The sequence below is a fragment of the Ferrimicrobium sp. genome (genome assembly GCA_022690815.1).
Taxonomy (GTDB): Bacteria; Actinomycetota; Acidimicrobiia; order Acidimicrobiales; family Acidimicrobiaceae; genus Ferrimicrobium.
The window spans coordinates 1-19992 of sequence record JALCZJ010000014.1 but is presented as its reverse complement, the minus strand read 5'-3'; the positions used below and the strand labels follow the sequence as shown (position 1 = coordinate 19992).

At 59.7% G+C, this 19992-nt stretch carries 14 protein-coding genes and 1 tRNA gene; 6 read left to right on the top strand and 9 right to left on the bottom strand.

The annotated features are described in order from the left end of the window. Positions 1-55: 55 nt before the first annotated feature. Positions 56-997 carry a LysR family transcriptional regulator gene (locus tag MP439_05920; GenBank protein ID MCI2975597.1) on the bottom strand — a complete coding sequence of 314 codons (942 nt, stop codon included), beginning with the start codon at positions 995-997 and terminating at the stop codon, positions 56-58. Positions 998-1420: 423 nt separating this feature from the next. Between MP439_05920 and MP439_05915 the strand changes: the two genes are divergently transcribed. Continuing rightward, complete coding sequence (locus MP439_05915; GenBank protein MCI2975596.1) at positions 1421-2749, top strand: MurT ligase domain-containing protein; 1329 nt, start codon at positions 1421-1423, stop codon at positions 2747-2749. Continuing rightward, positions 2746-3462: a glutamine amidotransferase gene (locus tag MP439_05910; GenBank protein MCI2975595.1), complete on the top strand. Its 717-nt coding sequence runs from the start codon at positions 2746-2748 to the stop codon at positions 3460-3462. Before MP439_05915 ends, MP439_05910 begins: the two co-directional genes overlap by 4 nt. 531 nt (positions 3463-3993) lie before the next feature. Here the strand turns inward: MP439_05910 and MP439_05905 are convergent. Further along, positions 3994-6255, bottom strand: a complete 2262-nt coding sequence (locus MP439_05905; GenBank protein ID MCI2975594.1) for an aconitate hydratase — start codon at positions 6253-6255, stop codon at positions 3994-3996. Positions 6256-6870: 615 nt separating this feature from the next. Between MP439_05905 and MP439_05900 the strand changes: the two genes are divergently transcribed. Further along, on the top strand, positions 6871-7626 hold the full coding sequence (locus tag MP439_05900; GenBank protein ID MCI2975593.1) for a GntR family transcriptional regulator: 756 nt from the start codon (positions 6871-6873) through the stop codon (positions 7624-7626). A 355-nt stretch (positions 7627-7981) separates the two neighbouring features. On the opposite strand, the gene MP439_05895 is transcribed toward MP439_05900, so the two are convergent. From MP439_05895 to MP439_05875, 5 genes are read right to left on the bottom strand one after another with little or no spacing between them, the layout of a single operon-like run. Further along, the gene (locus MP439_05895; protein ID MCI2975592.1) at positions 7982-8887 is read right to left on the bottom strand and encodes a 1-acyl-sn-glycerol-3-phosphate acyltransferase; all 906 of its coding nucleotides are present in this window, start codon (positions 8885-8887) and stop codon (positions 7982-7984) included. Continuing rightward, positions 8877-10463, bottom strand: coding sequence for a nickel-dependent lactate racemase (locus tag MP439_05890; protein MCI2975591.1), 1587 nt, complete (start codon positions 10461-10463; stop codon positions 8877-8879). The genes MP439_05895 and MP439_05890 overlap by 11 nt, the downstream gene beginning before the upstream one ends. Then, positions 10456-11664, bottom strand: coding sequence for a zinc-binding dehydrogenase (locus MP439_05885; GenBank protein MCI2975590.1), 1209 nt, complete (start codon positions 11662-11664; stop codon positions 10456-10458). The genes MP439_05890 and MP439_05885 overlap by 8 nt, the downstream gene beginning before the upstream one ends. Positions 11665-11672: 8 nt before the next feature. After that, a complete protein-coding gene (locus tag MP439_05880; protein MCI2975589.1) occupies positions 11673-13997 on the bottom strand; it encodes an HAD-IB family phosphatase in 2325 nt (774 codons plus the stop codon). 40 nt (positions 13998-14037) lie between these two features. Further along, complete coding sequence (locus MP439_05875; protein MCI2975588.1) at positions 14038-14568, bottom strand: hypothetical protein; 531 nt, start codon at positions 14566-14568, stop codon at positions 14038-14040. A 195-nt stretch (positions 14569-14763) separates the two neighbouring features. Between MP439_05875 and MP439_05870 the strand changes: the two genes are divergently transcribed. After that, positions 14764-15351 carry a TetR family transcriptional regulator gene (locus tag MP439_05870; GenBank protein MCI2975587.1) on the top strand — a complete coding sequence of 196 codons (588 nt, stop codon included), beginning with the start codon at positions 14764-14766 and terminating at the stop codon, positions 15349-15351. A gap of 149 nt (positions 15352-15500) precedes the next feature. On the opposite strand, the gene MP439_05865 is transcribed toward MP439_05870, so the two are convergent. Then, positions 15501-15893: a metalloregulator ArsR/SmtB family transcription factor gene (locus tag MP439_05865; protein MCI2975586.1), complete on the bottom strand. Its 393-nt coding sequence runs from the start codon at positions 15891-15893 to the stop codon at positions 15501-15503. Then, positions 15874-17043: an aminotransferase class I/II-fold pyridoxal phosphate-dependent enzyme gene (locus MP439_05860; protein MCI2975585.1), complete on the bottom strand. Its 1170-nt coding sequence runs from the start codon at positions 17041-17043 to the stop codon at positions 15874-15876. The genes MP439_05865 and MP439_05860 overlap by 20 nt, the downstream gene beginning before the upstream one ends. Before the next feature lie 273 nt (positions 17044-17316). Between MP439_05860 and MP439_05855 the strand changes: the two genes are divergently transcribed. Beyond that, positions 17317-18891 carry an MFS transporter gene (locus tag MP439_05855; protein ID MCI2975584.1) on the top strand — a complete coding sequence of 525 codons (1575 nt, stop codon included), beginning with the start codon at positions 17317-17319 and terminating at the stop codon, positions 18889-18891. Positions 18892-19343: 452 nt separating this feature from the next. Beyond that, positions 19344-19417: transfer RNA gene (locus MP439_05850), tRNA-Val, on the top strand. Positions 19418-19992 lie beyond the last annotated feature (575 nt).

Sequence of the window (19992 nt, the reverse complement as noted above, 5' to 3'; positions counted from 1 at the left end):
GCCGGACAAGACATGAAAAGGCAGCTTGAGTGTTTTTTGCGCTAACTGACTTATATCAAACCCGGGAACGCTCTGGATTCCTTATAGCGCTTGCTATGCCTTCCGGGAGCGAGGTTTTTGGTGAGCGGAGGATGGTGACGAGCGTCTCAACCACGGCCTTGGAGGCGGCCGATTGGATGCGATTGCGGTATCGACCGATGCCTACCCGCCGGGGGTTGAGGTCGACGATTGGGATCGAGACTCGGGGGGTTGGCTGCACGAGGCTCAGGATGGCGCTCGACGGGAGAATCGCAGAGCCGTAGCCCCCAAGCGCCAGGATGGCAACGACGTGTAGGCCATCGATCTCGGCGGTGTGTTTGAGTTGGAGGCCCCGCGTAGCAGCCATGGCTTCGAGCTCTTCTCTAAAGCCTATGTGGCTGGGCGGGACGATGAGGGGATACTGGACGGCTTCGTAGAGCGAGATCGACTCCTGGTGAGCGAGGGGATGCTCGGGCTCGGTTATGAGGACGTAGGTCTCAGTGAAGAGGGACTCGAAGGTGAGACCATCGATCGTAAGTGGGGTAGTGAGCAGCGCGAGGTCGATGTTGCCAGAGTGCAGCCGCCGCTGAAGCGAGGCAGCGGTGCCCTCGGCGATCTCTAGCTCAATCCTGGGGTGTGCGGAGCCCAGTTGATCAAGCAAAAGAGGGAGGAGCCAGCTTGCGGTTGTGGCGATGATGCCGAGGCGAACCCGGCCGGTGATGTCGGCCTTGAGGCCATCGAGATCGGTGTAGATCTCCTCGAGCTCCTCAAGGAGTCGGCGAGACCGGCGAGCGACGATCTCTCCCTCTTCAGTGAGGGTACCGGTGCGACGGTCGATGAGCAGGGTGTTGAGCTCGCGCTCGAGGCGTGAGATGTGACTCGAGATGTTCGACTGTACCGTGTCGAGTGCCTCGGCGGCTGCAGAAAAGCTACCTGCCTCTTCGACCGCGAGGAGCGAACGTAATTGGCGGAGCTCCATGCGCTTAGCCTATCGGAAAAAGTGATATGAAGTATCATAAAAATGCTTTGGATTCGGGGCCGGTGGTGGTTAGTATGTAATACAGCAACGGAGATGGTTCCCCCCCCAAACCGTTGCTCCTAAAAGGAGCCGGCACCCCCCTGCCGGCTCCTTTCAATTTTTGTCGGTTCTGCGCCGCACATCAGGTTTGGGCGGTGCGCGAAAAATGACAACTTGACAGGGCTGTTTGCAGGGTTTGTTGCACGGTGCAACGTGCACAGGCTCATCGGTACCGAGTCGGTCGTAGCCCTGTGTCACGCCGTTATGAACCTTTCGTGCGCTCGCTCTCCTGGACGACACCTTTCTGGATAGGGTGTGCGTTTCTGGGGGGCGCCAAGGTCACCTTGATGAGGCCCCCAAGCTAGTGGGTAGGCTTAAGGAACTATGAACCCTTCTCTCCGGACAGATTTGGCGCGCCGCGCGGCACTCGTGAGTGCTTTGGCTGCGAGGTTCGTGCCGGGTTTTCAAGGGCAGACCCTTCCCGGGCGTATCGCTCTGGCGATCGACCCTGACTTTCTCTCCCATCGGCACGCCAAGGGTCTTGCAACACGATCCATCGTAGTAACCGGCACCAACGGTAAGACGACGACGACCGCCTTCGTTCGGGCGCTGTTGGGTCCTAAGGCACTGGCTAATCGCGGATCGAACCTTCCGTGGGGTGTGGCTACGGTGTTGGCCAAGGGTAATGGGCATGCGACCGGTGCTGTGTTTGAAGTTGACGAAGCGTACGTGCCATCGGTGGCGACAAGTCTTGCGCCGGCCGTCCTTGTCTGGTTGAATATGTCACGGGATCAACTGGATCGTAACCTCGAGGTGCGTCGATTAGCGGCGAGGATCGCCGAGTCGGCTGCGGTGATCGAGACGGTGGTGGCCAACGCTAGCGACCCGTTGATCGTCGCGAATGCGAATCTCTTTCGGCGTTCTATCTGGGTCAAAGGCCCTGAGGGCTGGCACCAGGATGCCCAATCGTGCCCGCGATGTACGGGCGAGCTGACGTATGAGAGCCAATGGAGTTGTGAGGCCTGTGGCCTCTCGGAGCCACAGGCGGACTACGAGGTAGACGAACAGAGGCGCGTGAGGGCGCGAGGGATCTCGCTTGGCGTTCTTGACCCAGGCTTGCCTGGGGGGTTCAACCTCTTGAATGCTCTGATGGCGGCCGTCGCTGTTGGTGAGGCGACCGGCAAACCGCTTGGGGAGCTCATTGGACGTGTGTCGGTATCCACCGGTGTTGATGGGCGCTTTGGGACCTGGTGGTTGACGAAGTTGGCAACGACGCCATCGCTTGTCACCTATCTCGCTAAGAACCCTGCGGGTTGGCACGCCAATCTCAGTCTCATCGGTGCCCTGGAGGGTGAGCTTGTGCTTGGGCTCAATGCCCGTGTAGCGGACGGGTGCGACACCTCCTGGATCTGGGATGTCGACTTTGAAACACTGTATGGCTCGCGGTCTTCGGCACGGGTCATTGCAACGGGGGAGCGAGCAACCGATCTTGCCTTGCGCCTTGAGGTGGCGGGCTTTGACGTCACCGTCGTATCGTCTCAGGTTGAGGCCCTTCGATTGGCTGCGCGCCGCCAGGGATCGGTGGACCCGACGGGTTCGGTGGGTGGCAATCGCATCCTCTATCTTGGCAACTACACCGCGTTTCGCGCGTTGGTGAGCGATTTGGAGAAGCTAGGGGCGATCCAGGGAGTCGGTGCCGGGGTGGTATCGTGAGTGTAAAAATCGTCTCCATCTTCCCCGAGGTGCTTGGCACCTACGGCGACCATGGAAACGCCCGCATCCTGGCCCATCTCGTTCGTCGGAGTGGGGAGACGCCGGAGGTGGTCACGGTCTCAGTCAACGAGGCAGTACCGCTCGATGGTGATGTGTACTTACTTGGCGGGGGTGAGGATGGCCCCCAGTCGCTGGCGGCTCGACGCCTGAGAGAGGGCTCACCGCTGCACCACGTGGTTGAGCGCGGGGGTTCGATTCTAGCGGTCTGTGCTGGCTACCAGCTCCTGGGTCGCAGCTTCGTCGCCGAAGGCAAGACTCTCGCTGGGCTTGGGCTACTCCCAATCGAGAGTGTTCCAGCCCCAAAGCGGATGGTGGGAGAGGTGTTGTCCGAGCCGTTGATCGGGATCTCGCAGGCGTTGATGACGGGTTTTGAGAACCATGGCGGCATGACCATTCTCGATGACGGTGCCCAACCCCTGGCCAGGGTGCGGCATGGCAACGGGAACGGTGACGATGGCTACGACGGCGTGATCCACGCTTCGATCATCGGCACGTACATGCATGGTCCGGTCTTGGCTCGAAACCCTGGGTTAGCGCAACTGCTCCTGGCTCGGGTGGGGATCGCGGTTGAGCCGTCGGCGCCGCATTGGAAGCTCCACCATGAACGGTGTCAGGACCAAATCGCTAGTCTCTGGACGCCGAGACATCGGTGAGCTACCAAACCTGGGTTGTCGGCCTTGGTGCCTCCGGCGCGCTACCAAACGGGTAGTGAGGCCATCGACGCTGTTGGTACGGTGCGTTGGCGATCACCCGAACCTTGGAGCATCGATGCGAACAAGCACAAATCCAACCCGAACTCTTGCTGGAAGAGTCCGACGGGGGCCGATCGGTGGCAGTGCTCGTCGCGAGCCTGGCATTCTCCCATCCATTCTTGGCACCGGTGTCGATGGGGGATGATGACTTTCAGTGTTGCGCTCGCCGGACGACCGAACTCGAAATAGAGCGTCGATCCCCGAGGCGCCCTGATCACAGCGACACCGAGAAACGACCGCCCCGAGGCCGGAGGCTCGATGATCGTTTGATCTCATCACAGTCCGCAAGCGCTAGGGTGTGCAAGCGGTCGACCCTCAGAACTCACGACGACGGGCGACCTCCACCATGGTCAGACCACCACACAGTCGACCGAAGTTCGGTCGACTGTGCTCGGGTGTACTTTGGGCTGATCTTCGACCGTCAGTCAGGTGCTAGCGAGCACGCTCACGAATGATGTTAAGCGCACTCCCAGCATGGAACCATTCGATGTGGGTGGGTGAGAGGGTGTGGTTCATTACGAAGTCCACCGTCTCTCTGTTGGCATGATGGATCTTGCCATGGACAGGAGTGTCGGGCGCGAGATTGGCAAGATCGACGATGTCGATCGCGTCATCGCGTTCGATGAGCTCATACGTGGCTGGATCCGCAAACGTCAGTGGCAAGATTCCCTGCTTCTTCAGGTTGGTCTCTGCGATGCGAGCGAAGGAGCGGGCGATGATCGCGCGAGCACCAAGGAACCTTGGCTCCATCGCCGCGTGTTCACGGGACGATCCCTCGCCATAGTTCTCGTCGCCAATCGCTACCCAGGCGATGCCTGCAGCTTTGTAATGGCGGGCGATCTCCGGTAGCGACTCTTCAGTCTCATGGATCTTGCACCAGCCCTTGCCGGCGACCGATCCGAAGGCGTTGTTCACGCCAAGGAAAAGGTTGTTGGAGATGTTGTCCAGGTGGCCTCGATAGCGAAGCCAGGGTCCAGCGGCGGAGATGTGGTCGGTGGTGCACTTGCCAACCGCCTTCATGAGCACGGGGAGTCCGAGGAGATCCTTCCCATCCCAGGGGCTAAAGGGTTCCAAGAGTTGGAGCCGCTCAGAGGATGGGTCCACCTTGACCACGACGGTTGAGCTATCACTTGGCGGTGCCCGAAAGCCTGATTGTTCACTGGCAAACCCTTGCGCCGGGAGTCGTTCGCCGGTTGGTTGCGGAAGACGTTCTCCTTCGATGTCATCGGTGAGGGGGTTGAAGTTGAAGTGGCCGACCAGCGCGTAGGCGACAACGATCTCAGGTGATGCAATAAAGGCCAGGGTGTCGGCGCTCCCGTCATTACGCTTGGGAAAGTTGCGGTTATACGAGGTGAGGATCGAGTTGACTCCCTCTGCAGCTTTGTCGGTGCGCTTCCATTGTCCGATGCAAGGACCGCAGGCGTTGGCGAGCTCAGTCGCCCCGATGGCACGCAAGTCATCGAGGAGTCCGTCGCGCTCAATGGTGGCGCGCACGCGTTCTGAGCCAGGGGTGACTAAGAGTGGACTCTTGACTTTGAGACCTCGCTCATTTGCCCAACGTGCAATCGACGCTGCACGGGCGATGTCCTCATAGGAAGAGTTGGTGCACGAGCCAACCAAGGTGTACGAAAGCTCCGTTGGCCACCCCTTCTCGGTAGCCTCGGCACCGATCTCGCTGACGCCACGGCCGAGGTCTGGCGTCCCTGGTCCTACGATTTGGGGCTCGAGGGTGCTCAGGTCGATTTCGATCACCTGGTCGAAGTACAACTTCGGGTTTTGCTCCACCTCTGGATCATCGGTGAGATCTGCCAGGTGCGAGGCCACGAGGTCGGCGATTGCATCGCGTCCGGTCGAGCGCAAATAGGCGACCGAGTTCTCGTCGGCAGGGAAGAGCGAACAAGTAGCACCGATCTCGGCGCCCATGTTGCAGATGGTGGCTTTGCCGGTGGTCGACAGGGCGCGCGCTCCCTCGCCGAAGTACTCCAGAATCGCACCGGTGCCTCCTTTGACGGTGAGAATCTCGGCGACGCGGAGGATGACGTCCTTGGCTGCGGTCCAACCGGTTGGTGCCCCTTTCAGATGCACGCCGATGAGCTTTGGCAGGCGGACATTAAAAGGCATCCCCACCATGACGTCGACCGCATCGGCGCCGCCGACACCGATCGCCACCATGGAGAGTCCACCAGCGTTCGGGGTATGCGAGTCGGTCCCGATCATCATCGCACCTGGGAAGGCGTACTGCTCGAGGACGACCTGGTGGATGATGCCTGAGCCTGGCTCCCAGAAGCCGAGACCATATTTGGCTGAGACGGAGCGCAGAAAGTCGTAGACCTCCTTGTTCGTCACCTCGGCGGTCTCAAGGTCGGTGGTCGCTCCAAATTGTGCTTGGATGAGGTGATCGCAGTGGACGGTTGCGGGCACCGCTACCTGTGGTAACCCGGCTGTCATGAACTGCAAGAGGGCCATTTGGGCGGTCGCATCCTGCATGGCGACGCGATCTGGCATGAGCTCGACATAGCTTTGTCCCCGCTCGAGCTCTGTGCCTTCGGGGTGAAGGAAGTGGGCAAAGAGCACTTTTTCTGCGAAGGTAAGCCCGCGCCCAAGTCGTTGACGGCCGATCTCGCTCGTCTCTTGGAATCGCTCGTAGAGCTTGTTTACGCTGGCTACGGGGGTTGATGCGTCCACGGTTGTCATCGTTATCCTTTCGTCGGTACCCACAAGTATAATACAAGTTTAAGACAGGTGCAACGCCGGTGCATTGTTTTAGCGTGTTGGGTTGGACTCGTCCCTTATTTGCGAGCCGGGCAATCGAACCCATGGAGCGAGTCGGTGGGTGCGCTCGTCGGTCAAGCTGGCGCTTCAACCTGGTAGTTGCGTCTGACGATTCATTCAGGGTGCTGTCGAGGCTCTGTCGCCCACTGATTCCGCGAAGTGATCAGGAGCGCGTTGATGTCACGCTCGAACTCCTCGACCACTGCTGCGATCCGTCGCTGCCGCTTGGGGCTTTCGTCCATAGACAAGTCATCGGTGCTTTGAGTGGCCAAACCTAAGCGTGACGCATGGAGTAACGCAGATCGCGCATTGCCTAGCCGTGCGGGTGGGGGCCGTGCCCGCATGCCCCTCGGTTCGTGGTCTTTGATCGTCGGGGCATTCGGTTGCCCGAGGTTAGTTAGGTGCTGACCGAGGCGGTCCACCTCGGCGTTGTATCAGCGAACTTTTCCAGTATTTTGGGGCCAGCATTCAGGGCCAGCGTCCGATCCTGTGATTTGGCCGCCACTGATTGTGTGATAGAATACAAGTATAAGACATGTGCGTGTACCTCGATACGTAAGCGTTGCTGACGAAATTAGGGCTGAGATTGCTGCCAATGATTTTCGTCACGGCGACTTACTCCCGTCCGAAGCCGATCTCGGTTCACGGTTTGGCGTGTCGCGTATTACCGTCCGTAAGGCGCTTGAGATCCTGCGTGGCGAGGGCCTTGTCGAGTCACAGCAGGGCAGGGGTTGGGTCGTCACCCGAGCTCCGTTGCGGCAGGTGCTCGGTGAATTCTCGACCATCGAACAACAGCTCGAGGAGATCGGCGTTGTCCCTCGGCGGCGTATTATCGCCTCGAGGGTGATCGAGGCCACCGGGCGTTTGGAAGAAGTGCTCGGTGGTGGTGAGCTACTCGAGGTGACGCGGGTCAATCTAGCTGATGGGACGCCGTTTGCCAAGGTGACGGTTTGGATTCCGTCCTACCTCGGCCGAGGCCTCTCGATCAAGGACCTTGAGCATCGCTCCTTCTATGAGTTGTTGAGCTCATCGAGATTGCTCCGGCGTCCGTTGAAGCGCGCGGTGCAGACGATTGCTGGCGCGAGCATCTCTGATGCCGACGCTCAACTGCTCAATGTGGTGGCCGGTGCTCCTGGCCTGATGTGTGAGCGTATTACCTTTGATGAGGGTGATCATCCGGTTCTTTTCTCTCGCTCACTGTTCCCCGCCTCGATGGCCGTGTTTGAGATCGAGCTCGCACCGTCGTTTGACTCAATTGCTCCAACCGGGTTGCGGTTGATGGAGTCGACGTAGGTTCCTCAGACGAGACGAAGTGGCCAATGAGATGACATCGGCCGAGGCTGTGGGTCGGCGTCGCTTTGGCGACGACGAGTACCACGATGGTGTCTCCAGTGCTAGGAGAGGCTAGTGATCTTTTCAAGACGTCTGAGCCTGGTGGGAAGAGGATAGGTCGCTTCCGAGGCAGGCATTTAGTGCCGTGCCGTGGGCATTGAGTCAAAGTGTACCACGCCCGTGGTGGGCCACGATAGATCTCGTCGATAGGGATCGCGTCGCACATGGCGCTGGGCGCGGACTACAAGAAGTCACGTGGGGACGATGTCACCAACAAACGATTGGTCTGCAATCTTGCACTGGGGATCGAGGTGCGTTAGTTGCGGGAACCAAACATCTTTGGCCACTTGCGCTCACTGTCGGGATGGTGGCGATGGTCACTTGATCGCCACGCCTCGACCCAACTTCGCGATGGGGCAGGGAACGGGAGCGCACGCTCGGGTTGTCTGGCGGTAAAGAAGTCGGTTGCCGCCTCTCGCCCAAGGACTCCGAGGGCGTGGGTGATACGTTCGTTCAGCTCGGCGACCTTTTCACCGCCGCGGGGAAAGAGCGGTTCGCCGATGACGACGGTGGTGGAGCCGGGATGGATCCGATCGTTGGTCTTGCCGTAGATCTCGTAAGTGCCGTCGATAAAGAGAGGCACCACCGGGCGGCTGACCTTGATGGCGATCTGTGCGGCACCAGACTTCAGTTCTTGGGTGAGACCATCCGGCGTTCGACCCCCTTCGGGAAACAGCACGAGGTTCCAACCCTCCTCAAGGAGCTGGATCGCCAGCTCCGCTGAGGCTCTCGAGGGGCGAACGCGGTCGATAGGGATAGCGCCGAGCAGCGTCGAGGAGAAGAAGCCCTTGGTCCTGCGGTCAAAGAAGAAGTCTGCACCGGCTCCGACCACCGTGTGGTGGCGCAGCTGGGGTGGCAAAACCGCCAGGACGAGCGGCGTGTCCAGGTGACTCTGGTGGTTGGCCACGAAGATAAGCGGACGTTCTAAGCCATCAAGTGCCGAGGCGTTGATGGTGGTTGGCTTCGTGATCGCACGGGTCAAGGGTGTGATGCCAGCGTCGAGCAACAGCGCGCGGACCTTTCGAACCGGCTCCTTGCGCGAAAAGCTGGTGTCATAGTTGGTGCCGGTGGCATGGCTTCGCGGTGGAATCATCGATTGCGGCGGGGTTGGCCGACGAAGGATGAAGCCGAGCAGCGAGCTCATCGAGGGCTTAGTAGACATCAGCCATCACCAAGGGAGGGGAGTGCAGGTGCATGATGCTCGGGTCTTGACCAACGATGGAGCGCGCCATCTCAAGGGCGTCGGCCATCGTCGAGGCTGCTTGGAAGCCGAGGCGGCGGGTCGTCTTTGGGTCACCACCGAGGACGATCACGCCACCAAGATGGTCGAGGGCATGGGCCCCCCAATACCACATGTAGAACGGATGCACCCCATGGTAGGCGTTGCCGGTCCGATAGAGGTGGATGTACCAGGGATCGCGCGCGAAGGACTCTTCGTACTTGGATTCGATCACCAGCGGATCGGTGGTCTCGGTGAGGACCTGTTCAAAGAAGTCGACATAGCTTGGATGAAATGCTGGGTCGAACTCCGGGCGATTCGGATGAGACAAAATGACGACACCACCCTTGCGCACCAAAGGCTTGTTGCGGTACATGTTGAAGAAGTAGCCAAGGCCGAGGCAATAGACAAGGATCGGATTCATAATCGAGTTGACGTTGTAGGGGCCGATGAAGGGGAGTCCAAGGGTCAAGATGTCGGATTGGCCATCAACCCGCACCAGTTGCTGTTGGTAGACACGGTCCAAAGTGATCTCATGGACCGCCTCGACCTCACCAGCGGTGATGCCGGTGACGCCATAGGGGGATCGTACCGATTGAAAGATCTGGCGAGCGAGGTGCGGAGGGGTCTTTTTGAGCGCCTCGCTGGCAGCGATAAAGCTGCCCCGGTCACGCAGGTTCCACTCCCACTCGCGCTTGGACAGGAAGCGAAAGCTCTCCGGGAAGGTCGCGGTGTTGAGAGTCGTCTCGATCTGAAAGATCTTGACTCCTGCATCTTTGATCACATGTCCCATGCGCCAGTTCGACGAGTGGAGCTCGGAGTTGTGTCGATCCATGAACGACCGCGAATGCACCATCGTGTTGACGTTGTGGTGAAACTTGATCGAGTCGTAGCCGGCAAGTCCGGTAGCGACGGATTTGTGTCCCCCGTCCATGGAGACGAGGTTGATGTTGACGTAGACGAGTAGGTCGCTCTCGACCGCACGACGGTTGAGCTCTACCAGCTCTCCCCGGTCGGTCTCCCCGACGACGGTCATATTGGCCTTGTCCTCGGCGTCGTGTTGGGTGAGTTGGCCCCGGGGAGCCATCGCGTTATAGACCCGGTTGCCGAGGGCATGGCGTAGCTCGTTCTCAGTCATACGCCGATGGAGGGCAAGGGCTGCAATCAACACGACATCGGTCACTCCGGCCTCGGCGGCACGTTCAAGTACCGCTTCGATCACCAGTGAGCGAATATCGGGTGCCGTCATCTGCGGCAGCGGAAGGGAGACATCATCGAAGGCGATCGTGAGCTTCATGTTGGGGTTCAACAGGCTCGAGAGCGGCTGGGCGTCCCCAACGGGGTGCTCCAGCGCTTGGTTGATGGCGGCTCGGACATCGGTGATGGGATTGAGAGGCTCCGGCGGGTAGAGGATCCGCGAGCCTCGCGGTAGACGCTCTAGACGGAAGGACTCCCCGTGCCAGAAGAGCGTCGGTGGGGTCGCGCGGTCAACCTCGAGAACAAATCCGGGTCTAGGCATCGTGTACCGACTTTCTTTTTGTGAGATCGAAGACAACTTTAATGGCGTCCTCGCGACCACCGTGATAGGCCTTACGAAGTGCAGGGACGTATTCGTTGAGCCGGTAGTGGTGGGTGACGAGGCGTCCGAGACGCAACTGCTCGGCGACGTGGATGGCGAGCGCAAAAGTGCGTGGGTGCGTATCGGTAGCAGCGAGGCCGAGACGGCTCGCGGTCCCAGGATCAAGCTCTTCGGTTCCATAGGCATAGGCGCCCTTGATGGTGACCTCGCGATGCCACAGGGGTGCAAGATCGAGGGGCTGGCGTGGAGGCATGCCGGCGATGATCACCTCGCCACCAGGGCGAACCGACTCGATGGCGGACTCGATGCTCGTCGTCGACCCAACCGCATCGATGACGATATCGAAGCCGTTGCTGAGATAGCGGCCAACGCGCTGGCTCGCATGCAGGCGACGAGCTGCGCTGAGCAGTTCGTCGCTATAGAGCACCTGGTGGGCCCCAAGCTCCTTGGCCAGTTGGCGCTGGAGCGGGTGCTTGGCGACCACTGTGATCGAGTCGTACTCGCCGAGGAGGCCAGAGGCTGCGAGGCTCGCCAGTCCGACGGTGCCGGCTCCAATGATGGCGAGATGTCCGCGACGCACGGTTGGTCGAAGGCTGACGTGGATGGCACAGGCCAAAGGTTCGATCATGACCGCGTCTTCAAGGCTGAGTGCGTCGGGCACCGAGTGAATTGCGCGTTCATGGGCGATGAATTCGTTCGACCATCCGCCACCGGTCGAAGCACAGTAGCCGAGTTGGATTCCCTCTTTAAGGTCACCGATGGTGGTGGACTCACAGCGTTGGGTCTGTCCACTGGCGCAGAACTCACAGGGGGCGAGGCCACGGATGGCGCAGGTAAGTGCCGGTTCAATGACGATGCGTTTGCCCGGTTCATCGACACGCTCGCCGACGATCTCGTGCCCAGGGGTGAAAGGAAGCGAGGTCAGCGCCTCGAAGTAGCGCGAGGATTGGAAGAACACGGTGGCGAGGTCGGAGCCGCAGATACCTGAGAGCAGTGGACGCACCCGTACCCAGTCAGACGAAGGCAGTCGTGGTACGTCAACGTCTTTGAGTGCGAGTGGTCCCGACTCGATCGCCTTGTCGGTGAGTCGATCTTTGAGTACGCGGGCCGTGAGGAACCGAGCCGGTGAACGACTGATCACGAGCGCTTTCAAAGTGACCGTCCGATCGGGAGAAAGATATTGCCAAAGCCCTGGGCACGGGACCATTCTTCGATGAGCCACCCGCGACGCCTTGCAAGTTGGCGCAGCTTGGAATCCGGGTTCACAGCGACGGCAGTGCCGGCGGCCTCGAGCATCGGGAGATCGCTGGCGGAGTCGGCATAGGCCACGGTCTCTTCGATCTTGTACCCATGGTTGGTGGCCACTTTACGCAGGAGGTCTCCACGCGCCTCGCCGATCGGCAGGGCACCGGGTACGTCACCGGTGAGGTACCCATCGGCATCGGTGGCCATGTTGAGTGCCAGCATCTCATCAAAGAGTGGTGCCATGGGTGCGACGGCAAAGGAGAGTGCGCCGGTGATGCATACGGTATAGTGACCCGCCCTGCGATGCGCTCGGACCCGAGCGAGCCCAAGCGGGAAGGACTTGCGTAGGAGGTAGCCGGTCAGGAATTCAGGTGCGCGTCGCTCAAGCTCGGCGAGCTCAGCGCCGCGATAGCGTCGGTAGAAGTAGCGCAGGAAGTCTGAGCGGTCTCGGCCATCGAGCGCGAGGAGCTTTGGTCCCTCCGCCAACAGAGAGGCGGCGATGGCGAGCTTATGACTACCCTCGACACTGGCGGTGGCTAGCCAGGCGAAGGAGTCGACTACGTTGGCGGCCAGAATGGTGTTTTCAAGGTCAAAGGCTGCCAAGCGGTGGCCGGTGAGGAGGGAGGAACGCAGTCGATCTTCGCGGGAGACGCGCTTGGGCGCGCTGCTCTTTGGCCGAGTTCGCGCACGAGCATGTTCGACCACCGAGGGGAGGTGGGTCTCAAGGACAAAGGACTCCCAATCGATGAGATGGGGATCGATTGCGATGGTCGCTCGGTCGGTGTCATCCAGGGTGGCAGCGAGCTCCATTAAGTTGTCGGCCAGATAGATCGCTTCGCATTCGGCATAGGCACCGTAGAGTTCGACGTAGGACCCAGCGCGCTCGAGGCCCTGCTGTGTTTCGGCTAGGCGGTCCTGGTACTCGGTGAAGTTTGCCCTCAGTGGCAGCTTGGAGATGATCTTGGTCGAGGTATCGACGATGCGCTTGGATCGTCGGAGGGTCGATTCGACCTGGCCCCTGGCGGGGTAGGTCCATTCGGGGATCGCGATGGCTTGACCGATGTCGTCATAGAGCGGGTTGGCACCAAAGTAACGCCGGATGAGCGAGACGAGCTGGCGATACTTGAGCGGATTCTGTGACCCAGATGCCGAATGGTAGAACCTCGTGGTTGCCGGGGGATGCGCCGCGGCAGCCAAAATCGCTCCAACGACCAGATCGACCGGGATGACGTCGACGACGCCCTCGGGCACGCCAGGGAAGTCCTTCAAGAGACCTCGGGCAAAGGAGATGATGATCGGCTCCGCCATCCTAAAACCACGGATCCAACCGGGGTAGGGGTCGCGAAGCGCTGATTCAATGATGGAGGGTCGCACGATCGAGAGCGGCACGTTAGCACGTTCAGCCTCCAAGAGCCGCTCACCAAGCGCCTTAGTCATGGCATAGGCGTCGGGCCAACCTAGGCTCTGTGCCCGTGCGCGGCCCTTGGCGACCATCTCGTCTTTCACCCAGTCTGCCCGGAGTCGCTCGATCTTCTCCGAGAGCAGGGCGACACCGGCGGCGCCGAGTTCGGCGATTGCTGCCTCGCGCAGCTCGGCCAGCGTGTCTGGTTCTCGGCTCGAGGCCTCGGTGGAGATGCGTTGGGCGCGTGCCGCATCGACCTCGTGGCGCCAAGGGATCTCTGGGTAGTGAGGCTGGTCGTTGAGGGAGAGCTCGGGCGCATCGCCCTTGCGTGATCCAGCGACGTAAGCGGTGGAGACAGAGACGAAGTGACCTGGATCCTCACGACCACTGCGGGCCCTTTGGTAGGCATGCATGACTCTGGTGGGTCCGAGCAAGTTGATCTCGACCGCCTGGTCGAACATGGCGTCAAAGCTGACGGTGGCGGCCGAATGGATGACGACATCGGCCTCACTCAAGAGCCGTTGCCCCTCGGCATCAAGGCCGAGGCCATCGGTTCCAACATCGCCAGCGGCGATCCGCACACGGGTGGCGACGACGTCGCGAAAGCCATCGGCGCCAAGCGTCGTGCGAAGCCGGTCGAAGCAGTTATTGCGAAAGAGATCCTTGTCAGCACGCGCCTCAGCGCTGATGTTGCGCCCGGGGCGAATCAGGAGCACCAGGTTGGTCTCTGGCAGGGCACGCAGCACCGTCTCGACGAGAGCCGTCCCCAAAAATCCGGTCGCACCGGTTATAAAGAGCGTTTTGCCGCTTAGCGCAGAATCGAGCACCGAAGTATTCCCGTCATGTGTCTTGCCAGTTTACGTCGAGCTAGGGGCGGCTGTTGCGCCTACGTCGCGCCTCGCGTTTGGACGGTGGTTTTGGTGGCGTATACCGCTTGGAGGCCGTGGGCCGTGGCCGTTGGCTGGCGTTCACGATGCTCGATCCATTGGCGACACCACCGGAGCTGCCAGGAGGTGCAAGCCCAGCCTTTTTGGCCTGACGGGCGAGGCGACGTGCCTCGACCTGAGCTTTGTCGACCTTAAAGCCAGCGTAGACGCCCCAAGCCATAAGAGGGAAGGCCAACAGCACCAAGCTGCCCCAACCAGCGCCGAGCGCCACGATAATGGCACCAACACCGGCGAAGCGACGTTGGTTGCGATAGATCATCACCGCGGTAATCGCCATGAGCAGGAGACCCTCGGTGATGGCAACGGCTGGGTTATCTAGAAACGATGCGTTCTTGGCCGGCTTGACTTTGCCGATGATCACCGGTGTCCAGATGGCGATGTAGGCTACGGCTGTCGCTGCGACGATGCCGAAGCCAAACTGACGTTCACGCTTTGATAGTGGGGCGGCCATACCTGGGCAAGCCTAGCGGGATGACACCGTTGTGCGTCCAGCACCAGCACGCCGTCATTGGCTTTGCTGTGGCTTGTTGCACTAACCCAGGGACCCAGGCAACCTGAACGAGTGCTCCTGTGGCGATAGCTCGCCGGGGAGGTTCGCATCACGGTTCGGCCCGACAGCGGTACCAACAGCGATAGAGTGCCGTTGATGACGATCAAAGAGCGTAAGGAACGCACGCGTGCGTTGTTAGCCCAGAGAGCGGCGGAACTCTTTGTTGCCAAGGGTTTCGATCACACGACGGTGGAGGAGATCGCCCAAGCAGCTGGCATCTCTCCACGAACCTTCTTTCGCTACTTTGCCACCAAGGAAGAGGTGGTCATGAGCTTTTTATGGCTCAAGATCGACCAGCTGCTGGCCTCACTGGCTATGCGCCCACGGAGCGAAAGTCTTCTCGAGTCGGTGCAGGTTGTTTTCCGCGCTGTGCAGGGTGAAACTGAAGTAGAACAAGATCGCCAACTTCTACAGCTACTCGCCACGACACCGTCGCTTCGGGCGCGTTGGCTGGTCGACGGCTGGGAATCGGCGGTTCGACTTCGCCCGATCATAGCCGATCGGCTCGGGGTCGGTATTGAGAGTCCTCGGGTGTCGCTGATCGCTAATGTTTTGTTCATGGTTACCGAGACGGTGCTCGATCAGTGGTCGGTGAACGGGGGTGACTTCATCGATCAGATGCTCGATGCCCTGGTTCTCATCGATGCAGGCGGTCTCTTGAGCAGCGCTACAACGCAGGTATGACTGGGTGTCGCGCGGCGTTCTGTAGGTACCCGCGATCGATTTCGTCATCAACAGCGCCTAGTGGCGTTAGCACCATAGGGTAATGGGTGTGATTGGAGTCGTTGATCGACGCTGCCTGGATTGCAGTGAGCAACTAGAACGGTGAGGTGCTATGACGCGGTTGAGTGCACGTGCTGGCATTGGGCAATACTGGCGATATTGTCCTTCGCATGCAGACTGGCGAGCTGCAGGATGTTGGGGATGAGCGGGTCTGCAATCCGGTAGTACTTGCGACGACCAACACGCTCGACGGCAATGAGCCCACAGGCGGCAAGGCAGCCCAGATGGACCGAGGTGCGTCCTTGGGAGAGCCCCGACGCCTTGACACACTCGGTAGCGCCAAGTTTCCCTGCGGCATCGATGGCGAGCAACAGCTTGAGACGAGTTGGCTCCGCGAGCGCGCCGAAGAAGCGCGCCAGGTAGGGGATGGTGTCGGCTTCGACGCCATCGATGCTCCAGTCGTGTAGGCGAGCTTGCGTGAGTTTAGAGGGAACTGAGCGCATCGTGGATCCTTTCGATCATGGTCGCAACCGCCGACGGCCAGGCGGCAAGGTTGAGGCGGAAATAGGAGGGAGCTCCCGGCAGATAGTCTTCACCAGCTCCCACGGCCACATGGGCTCGATCGAGCAGCAGCGTGAACGCGGATTGGCCCTCGGGTAGTCGCTGAAGTTGCGCCCATTGCAGGTAGGTACCCTCCCGCTCAGCGAGTGTGAGGACATCGAGATCACCGAGTCCCTTGGCGACGCTGAGAAAGTTATCGTCAATCATCGCATTCACTTCGGTGAGCCATCCTCCTTCGGTGCGATAGGCCTGGGTGCCAACGATGAGCCCCATCGACGTCGCCTGAGACAGTGTGAGTAGCCCACTGGCCTCGATGCGATTGCGCAACTGTTGGTCGTTCGGGAGCTCGATGTGGGCAACCTTGAGACCAGCGATGTTGAAGGATTTGGACGGTGAGGAGAGGACAATCGCTCGACCTCCAACCGGGTGGTCCAGCGAGGTAAAGGGAATGTGGCGAGTGTTAGGTCCGCGTAGATCCTGATGAATCTCATCGGAGATCACGGTGAGGTTGGCGCGTTCGGCAAGGGTTGCAATGCCGACGAGCTCCTCTCCAGTAAAGACGCGGCCGGTTGGGTTGTGCGGATTGCACACGATGATGGCCTGGGTATGGGGGTCATCAGCGGCTTCGGCAAGGCGTTCCATGTCAATGTGGTACTTCCGATTCTCATAGAGCATTGGAACCGTGATCAGTTGGCGTTCTGCTCCGGCCACGACGCTAAAAAACGGTGGGTAGCTGGGTGTAAGGACAATAACGCCGGCTCCCGGGTCGGTGACGGCCGTCACGATGATGCGCAGCGCGGCAACGACATCACCAACGGTTCTCAGGCTGTTTGGCTGGGTTCCAAAGTTTGTTTGTGCCCACGCTTGGTAGGCCGCTTCATAATCGTTGACGAGATCGGGCGAGGGATAGCCGGTATCACCGGCCTCGAGGAGCGCGATACCAGCTTCGAGCGCGCGGCGTGGAGGTGGAAAGTCCATGTCAGCGACCCAGGCTGGCACGATATCAGCGCCGTAGCGACGCCACTTGTAGGAGTGGGCACGTCGATCTCGTACGGCAGCGATGGTCTCTTCGGGGGGCAGGAGCGGTGTCATCAGGGCTCTAGTGTAGCCCCCTCAAAACGTTCCCGCCAGGCTGCGTGTCAACCGATCGGATGACATGTTTCCGCAGCTCTCGACTGATTTTCATCATTGCTACAGGTTGGGAGACTTAGAGCCGTGAAATCAAGGACGCACATGGGAACAAATCGGCTAGGGTGGTCGTTAGAAATGGCAGTGACTGACAAAGTAGTCGGCTCGGATGGGTCCCCACGTTGTCATCGCGGCGGTGTAATAAGTCCGTAGTTGAAGTTCGTTAAAGGAGCGTCGATGGAATCGTCACATATGCAGGGTACAAATAAGGGTCGTTTACGTGGCAACCCGTGGTGGTCACTGGTTGCGGTTGCCTTCGGGGTCATCATGGTCGGTCTCGACGCCACGGTCGTATCGATCGCGAACCCTTTTATCGCTCGCGGCTTACACGCGAGTCTGTCAGATCTTCAGTGGGTTACCAACGGCTATCTCCTGGTTACCGCTGTACTCCTGATCCCAGCTGGGAAGTTGGGCGACCGTCTAGGACGGCGAAAGATCTATCTCATTGGGATGGCCGGATTCGCGCTGGCAAGTGCGGGTGTTGGGTTATCGGGATCTATTGGTCTTGTCATCATGTTTCGTGCCTTCCAGGGCGCCTTTGGTGCAATGATCATGCCGAATACGCTGGCGATCTTGCGTAAGACCTTCCCACTTGAAAAACTCAATACCGCCATCGGTATCTGGGGTGCGGCCTCGGCGGTGGCGATTGCCGGAGGTCCGATAGTTGGTGGGTTACTCGTCCAGGATGTTTCGTGGCAGTGGGTGTTCTACCTCAATGTTCCGGTTTCTATCATTGGCATTGTCATCAGCGTCCTTGTGCTTCGAGAGAGTCGTGAGCATGATGTCGAGTCACCGGACTTTGCCGGGATTGTGACGCTTGGAGCGACACTGTTCTTGCTGGTGTTCGGGCTGATCAAAACCCAGACATGGGGTTGGCTGGACGCCAAGACACTTGCCTGTTTCGGTGGGGCCATTATTGCAGCCGCCCTCTTCGTCTTCGCAGAGGGCCGTGTAACCAATCCGCTCGTGCCGTTGCGCATCTTCGCCAGTCGGGCACTCTCGATGTCCACCATTAGCGTGATCTTGAACTTCTTTGCCTTCTACGGGGTTATCTTTTTCGTGTCGCTGTATCTCCAGGAGGTTCATGGATACAGCCCAATTCAGGCTGGTGTTCGCCTGTTGCCACTGACGGCGATGTTCGTCGTCTCGGCCCCCCTTGGAGCCGTCCTCAATCAGCGCTTTGGCCCTCGCTTTCCAGTCACCATCGGTATGCTGCTTGCCGCCGCTGGTCTAGCGACCTTAACGAGATTGGAGGTCAACTCGAGCTATCTCCTGCTTGCGGTTCCATTCATTATTCTGGGCCTCGGCGTTGGATTTGTGCTCACTGCTACCTCTGATGCGATCGTCGGGAATGCCCCGTCACAGGACGCTGGGGTCGCCGGTGGTGTTCAGTCAACGGCATTGCAGATCGGCGGTGTCATTGGAACCTCCGTGCTCGGTTCGGTCTTGCTCGATCGTGTCGGCTCCACCCTTGTCGGTAAGCTGACCAAGGCGGGTGTCCCGAGCGCTATCGCACCGAAGCTACTAGCCGCTAAGCCACTGATCGCTGAGGGTGCCGCCCCGCGGGTGGCACACATACCGGCGTTATTGCAGACCGCGATCACCAATGGCTCGCACGCCGCCTTCCTGTCAGGACTGCATGTGGCGATGGTGGTTGGGATTATGGCCTTGCTGATCGGTGCCGTCACTGGGTTCGCCATCGGCAATCGACGACCCTCTGAGGACAAGACCATCGAAGCCGTGACCGACTGACCGGCATAGGGCCCGTTCATGCTGGCCACACGAGTGGATTGGCCCAGTGGCCGATCACAGCTCATTGATTGACCTATGCACCTAAAGCGTTTGGCGGCGATCCTCAGGGTCGCCGCCAAACGCTGCTCGTTGTACCGTACGTGATACATCCACCCATTTGGATCGATGGCTCCTTGAGATGTCCAACTGCTTGGCTACTCGTTTGACACATCGATCAGAGAACTGGACGAGCTTTGCGGGTCATGTTCCAAGGTCTTTCCCAGGCTTTGGTCGAACCCTGATCTCGTTCTCCTTGTCTTCACCTCTCTTGCTCAGTCTCCTTAGCGTTGAGGGCTCATGCGCTCGGTTTTGCGAGGAGTTTCGCCGTGGTGTCTAGGACAGCTAGCCCAATGGGCCCAGAGGCGCTTCGAGGACAGCTTCAACTCTCGGAGTCACTATGATCTATTTTTCGCGGGCGCTTAGCTCAGTTGGTTAGAGCGCAGCCTTCACACGGCTGAGGTCGGAGGTTCGAGTCCTCTAGCGCCCACCGCAGAGTCCCTGGTGAGGCTGAGTCGATAACGAGACAGTTTCAAGGGTGGCATTTGCGCTCACGGCAGCTTCAACGAGGTGTTGTGTGGATTGTGGTCCGATTGCTCTCCGCGTCCTTGCTGGGTTGGTGAGGCGATGTCTTTTAGTCATTCGACATCTCCCGTCTGACCGTTTGCGTCGGTGGCGCCAGACACCCGGCCCGAGCGTTCATCGGCGAGTAGCGCATTCATGCGCCCTTTGGTGGTAAGGAGTGACGCGAGCTTGGACGGTGTTGGCCCCTGGCTAGGAGCGTGCTAAATAAGCCCGATTATTGCCAAACTGAGATGCTAAAAGTCCAGGTCAGAGAGCTGTGATTTTCTTGAAACATGACTTATTCAGCACGCTCCTAGAAATTTAGGTGGCCGATGCGACCCCTTTTGAGCTTGCGCACGCCTTGGAGCCACCATGACCAGACTCTCGGATGTCACCTGCGTTCAGGGTGCAAGGTCAGTGGATACCCACCGCTACTTGGAGACGACCGTCACTGAATATGGTGGCAGTGTCAGGTCGCTTGAGACGTGCAGTGACACCAAA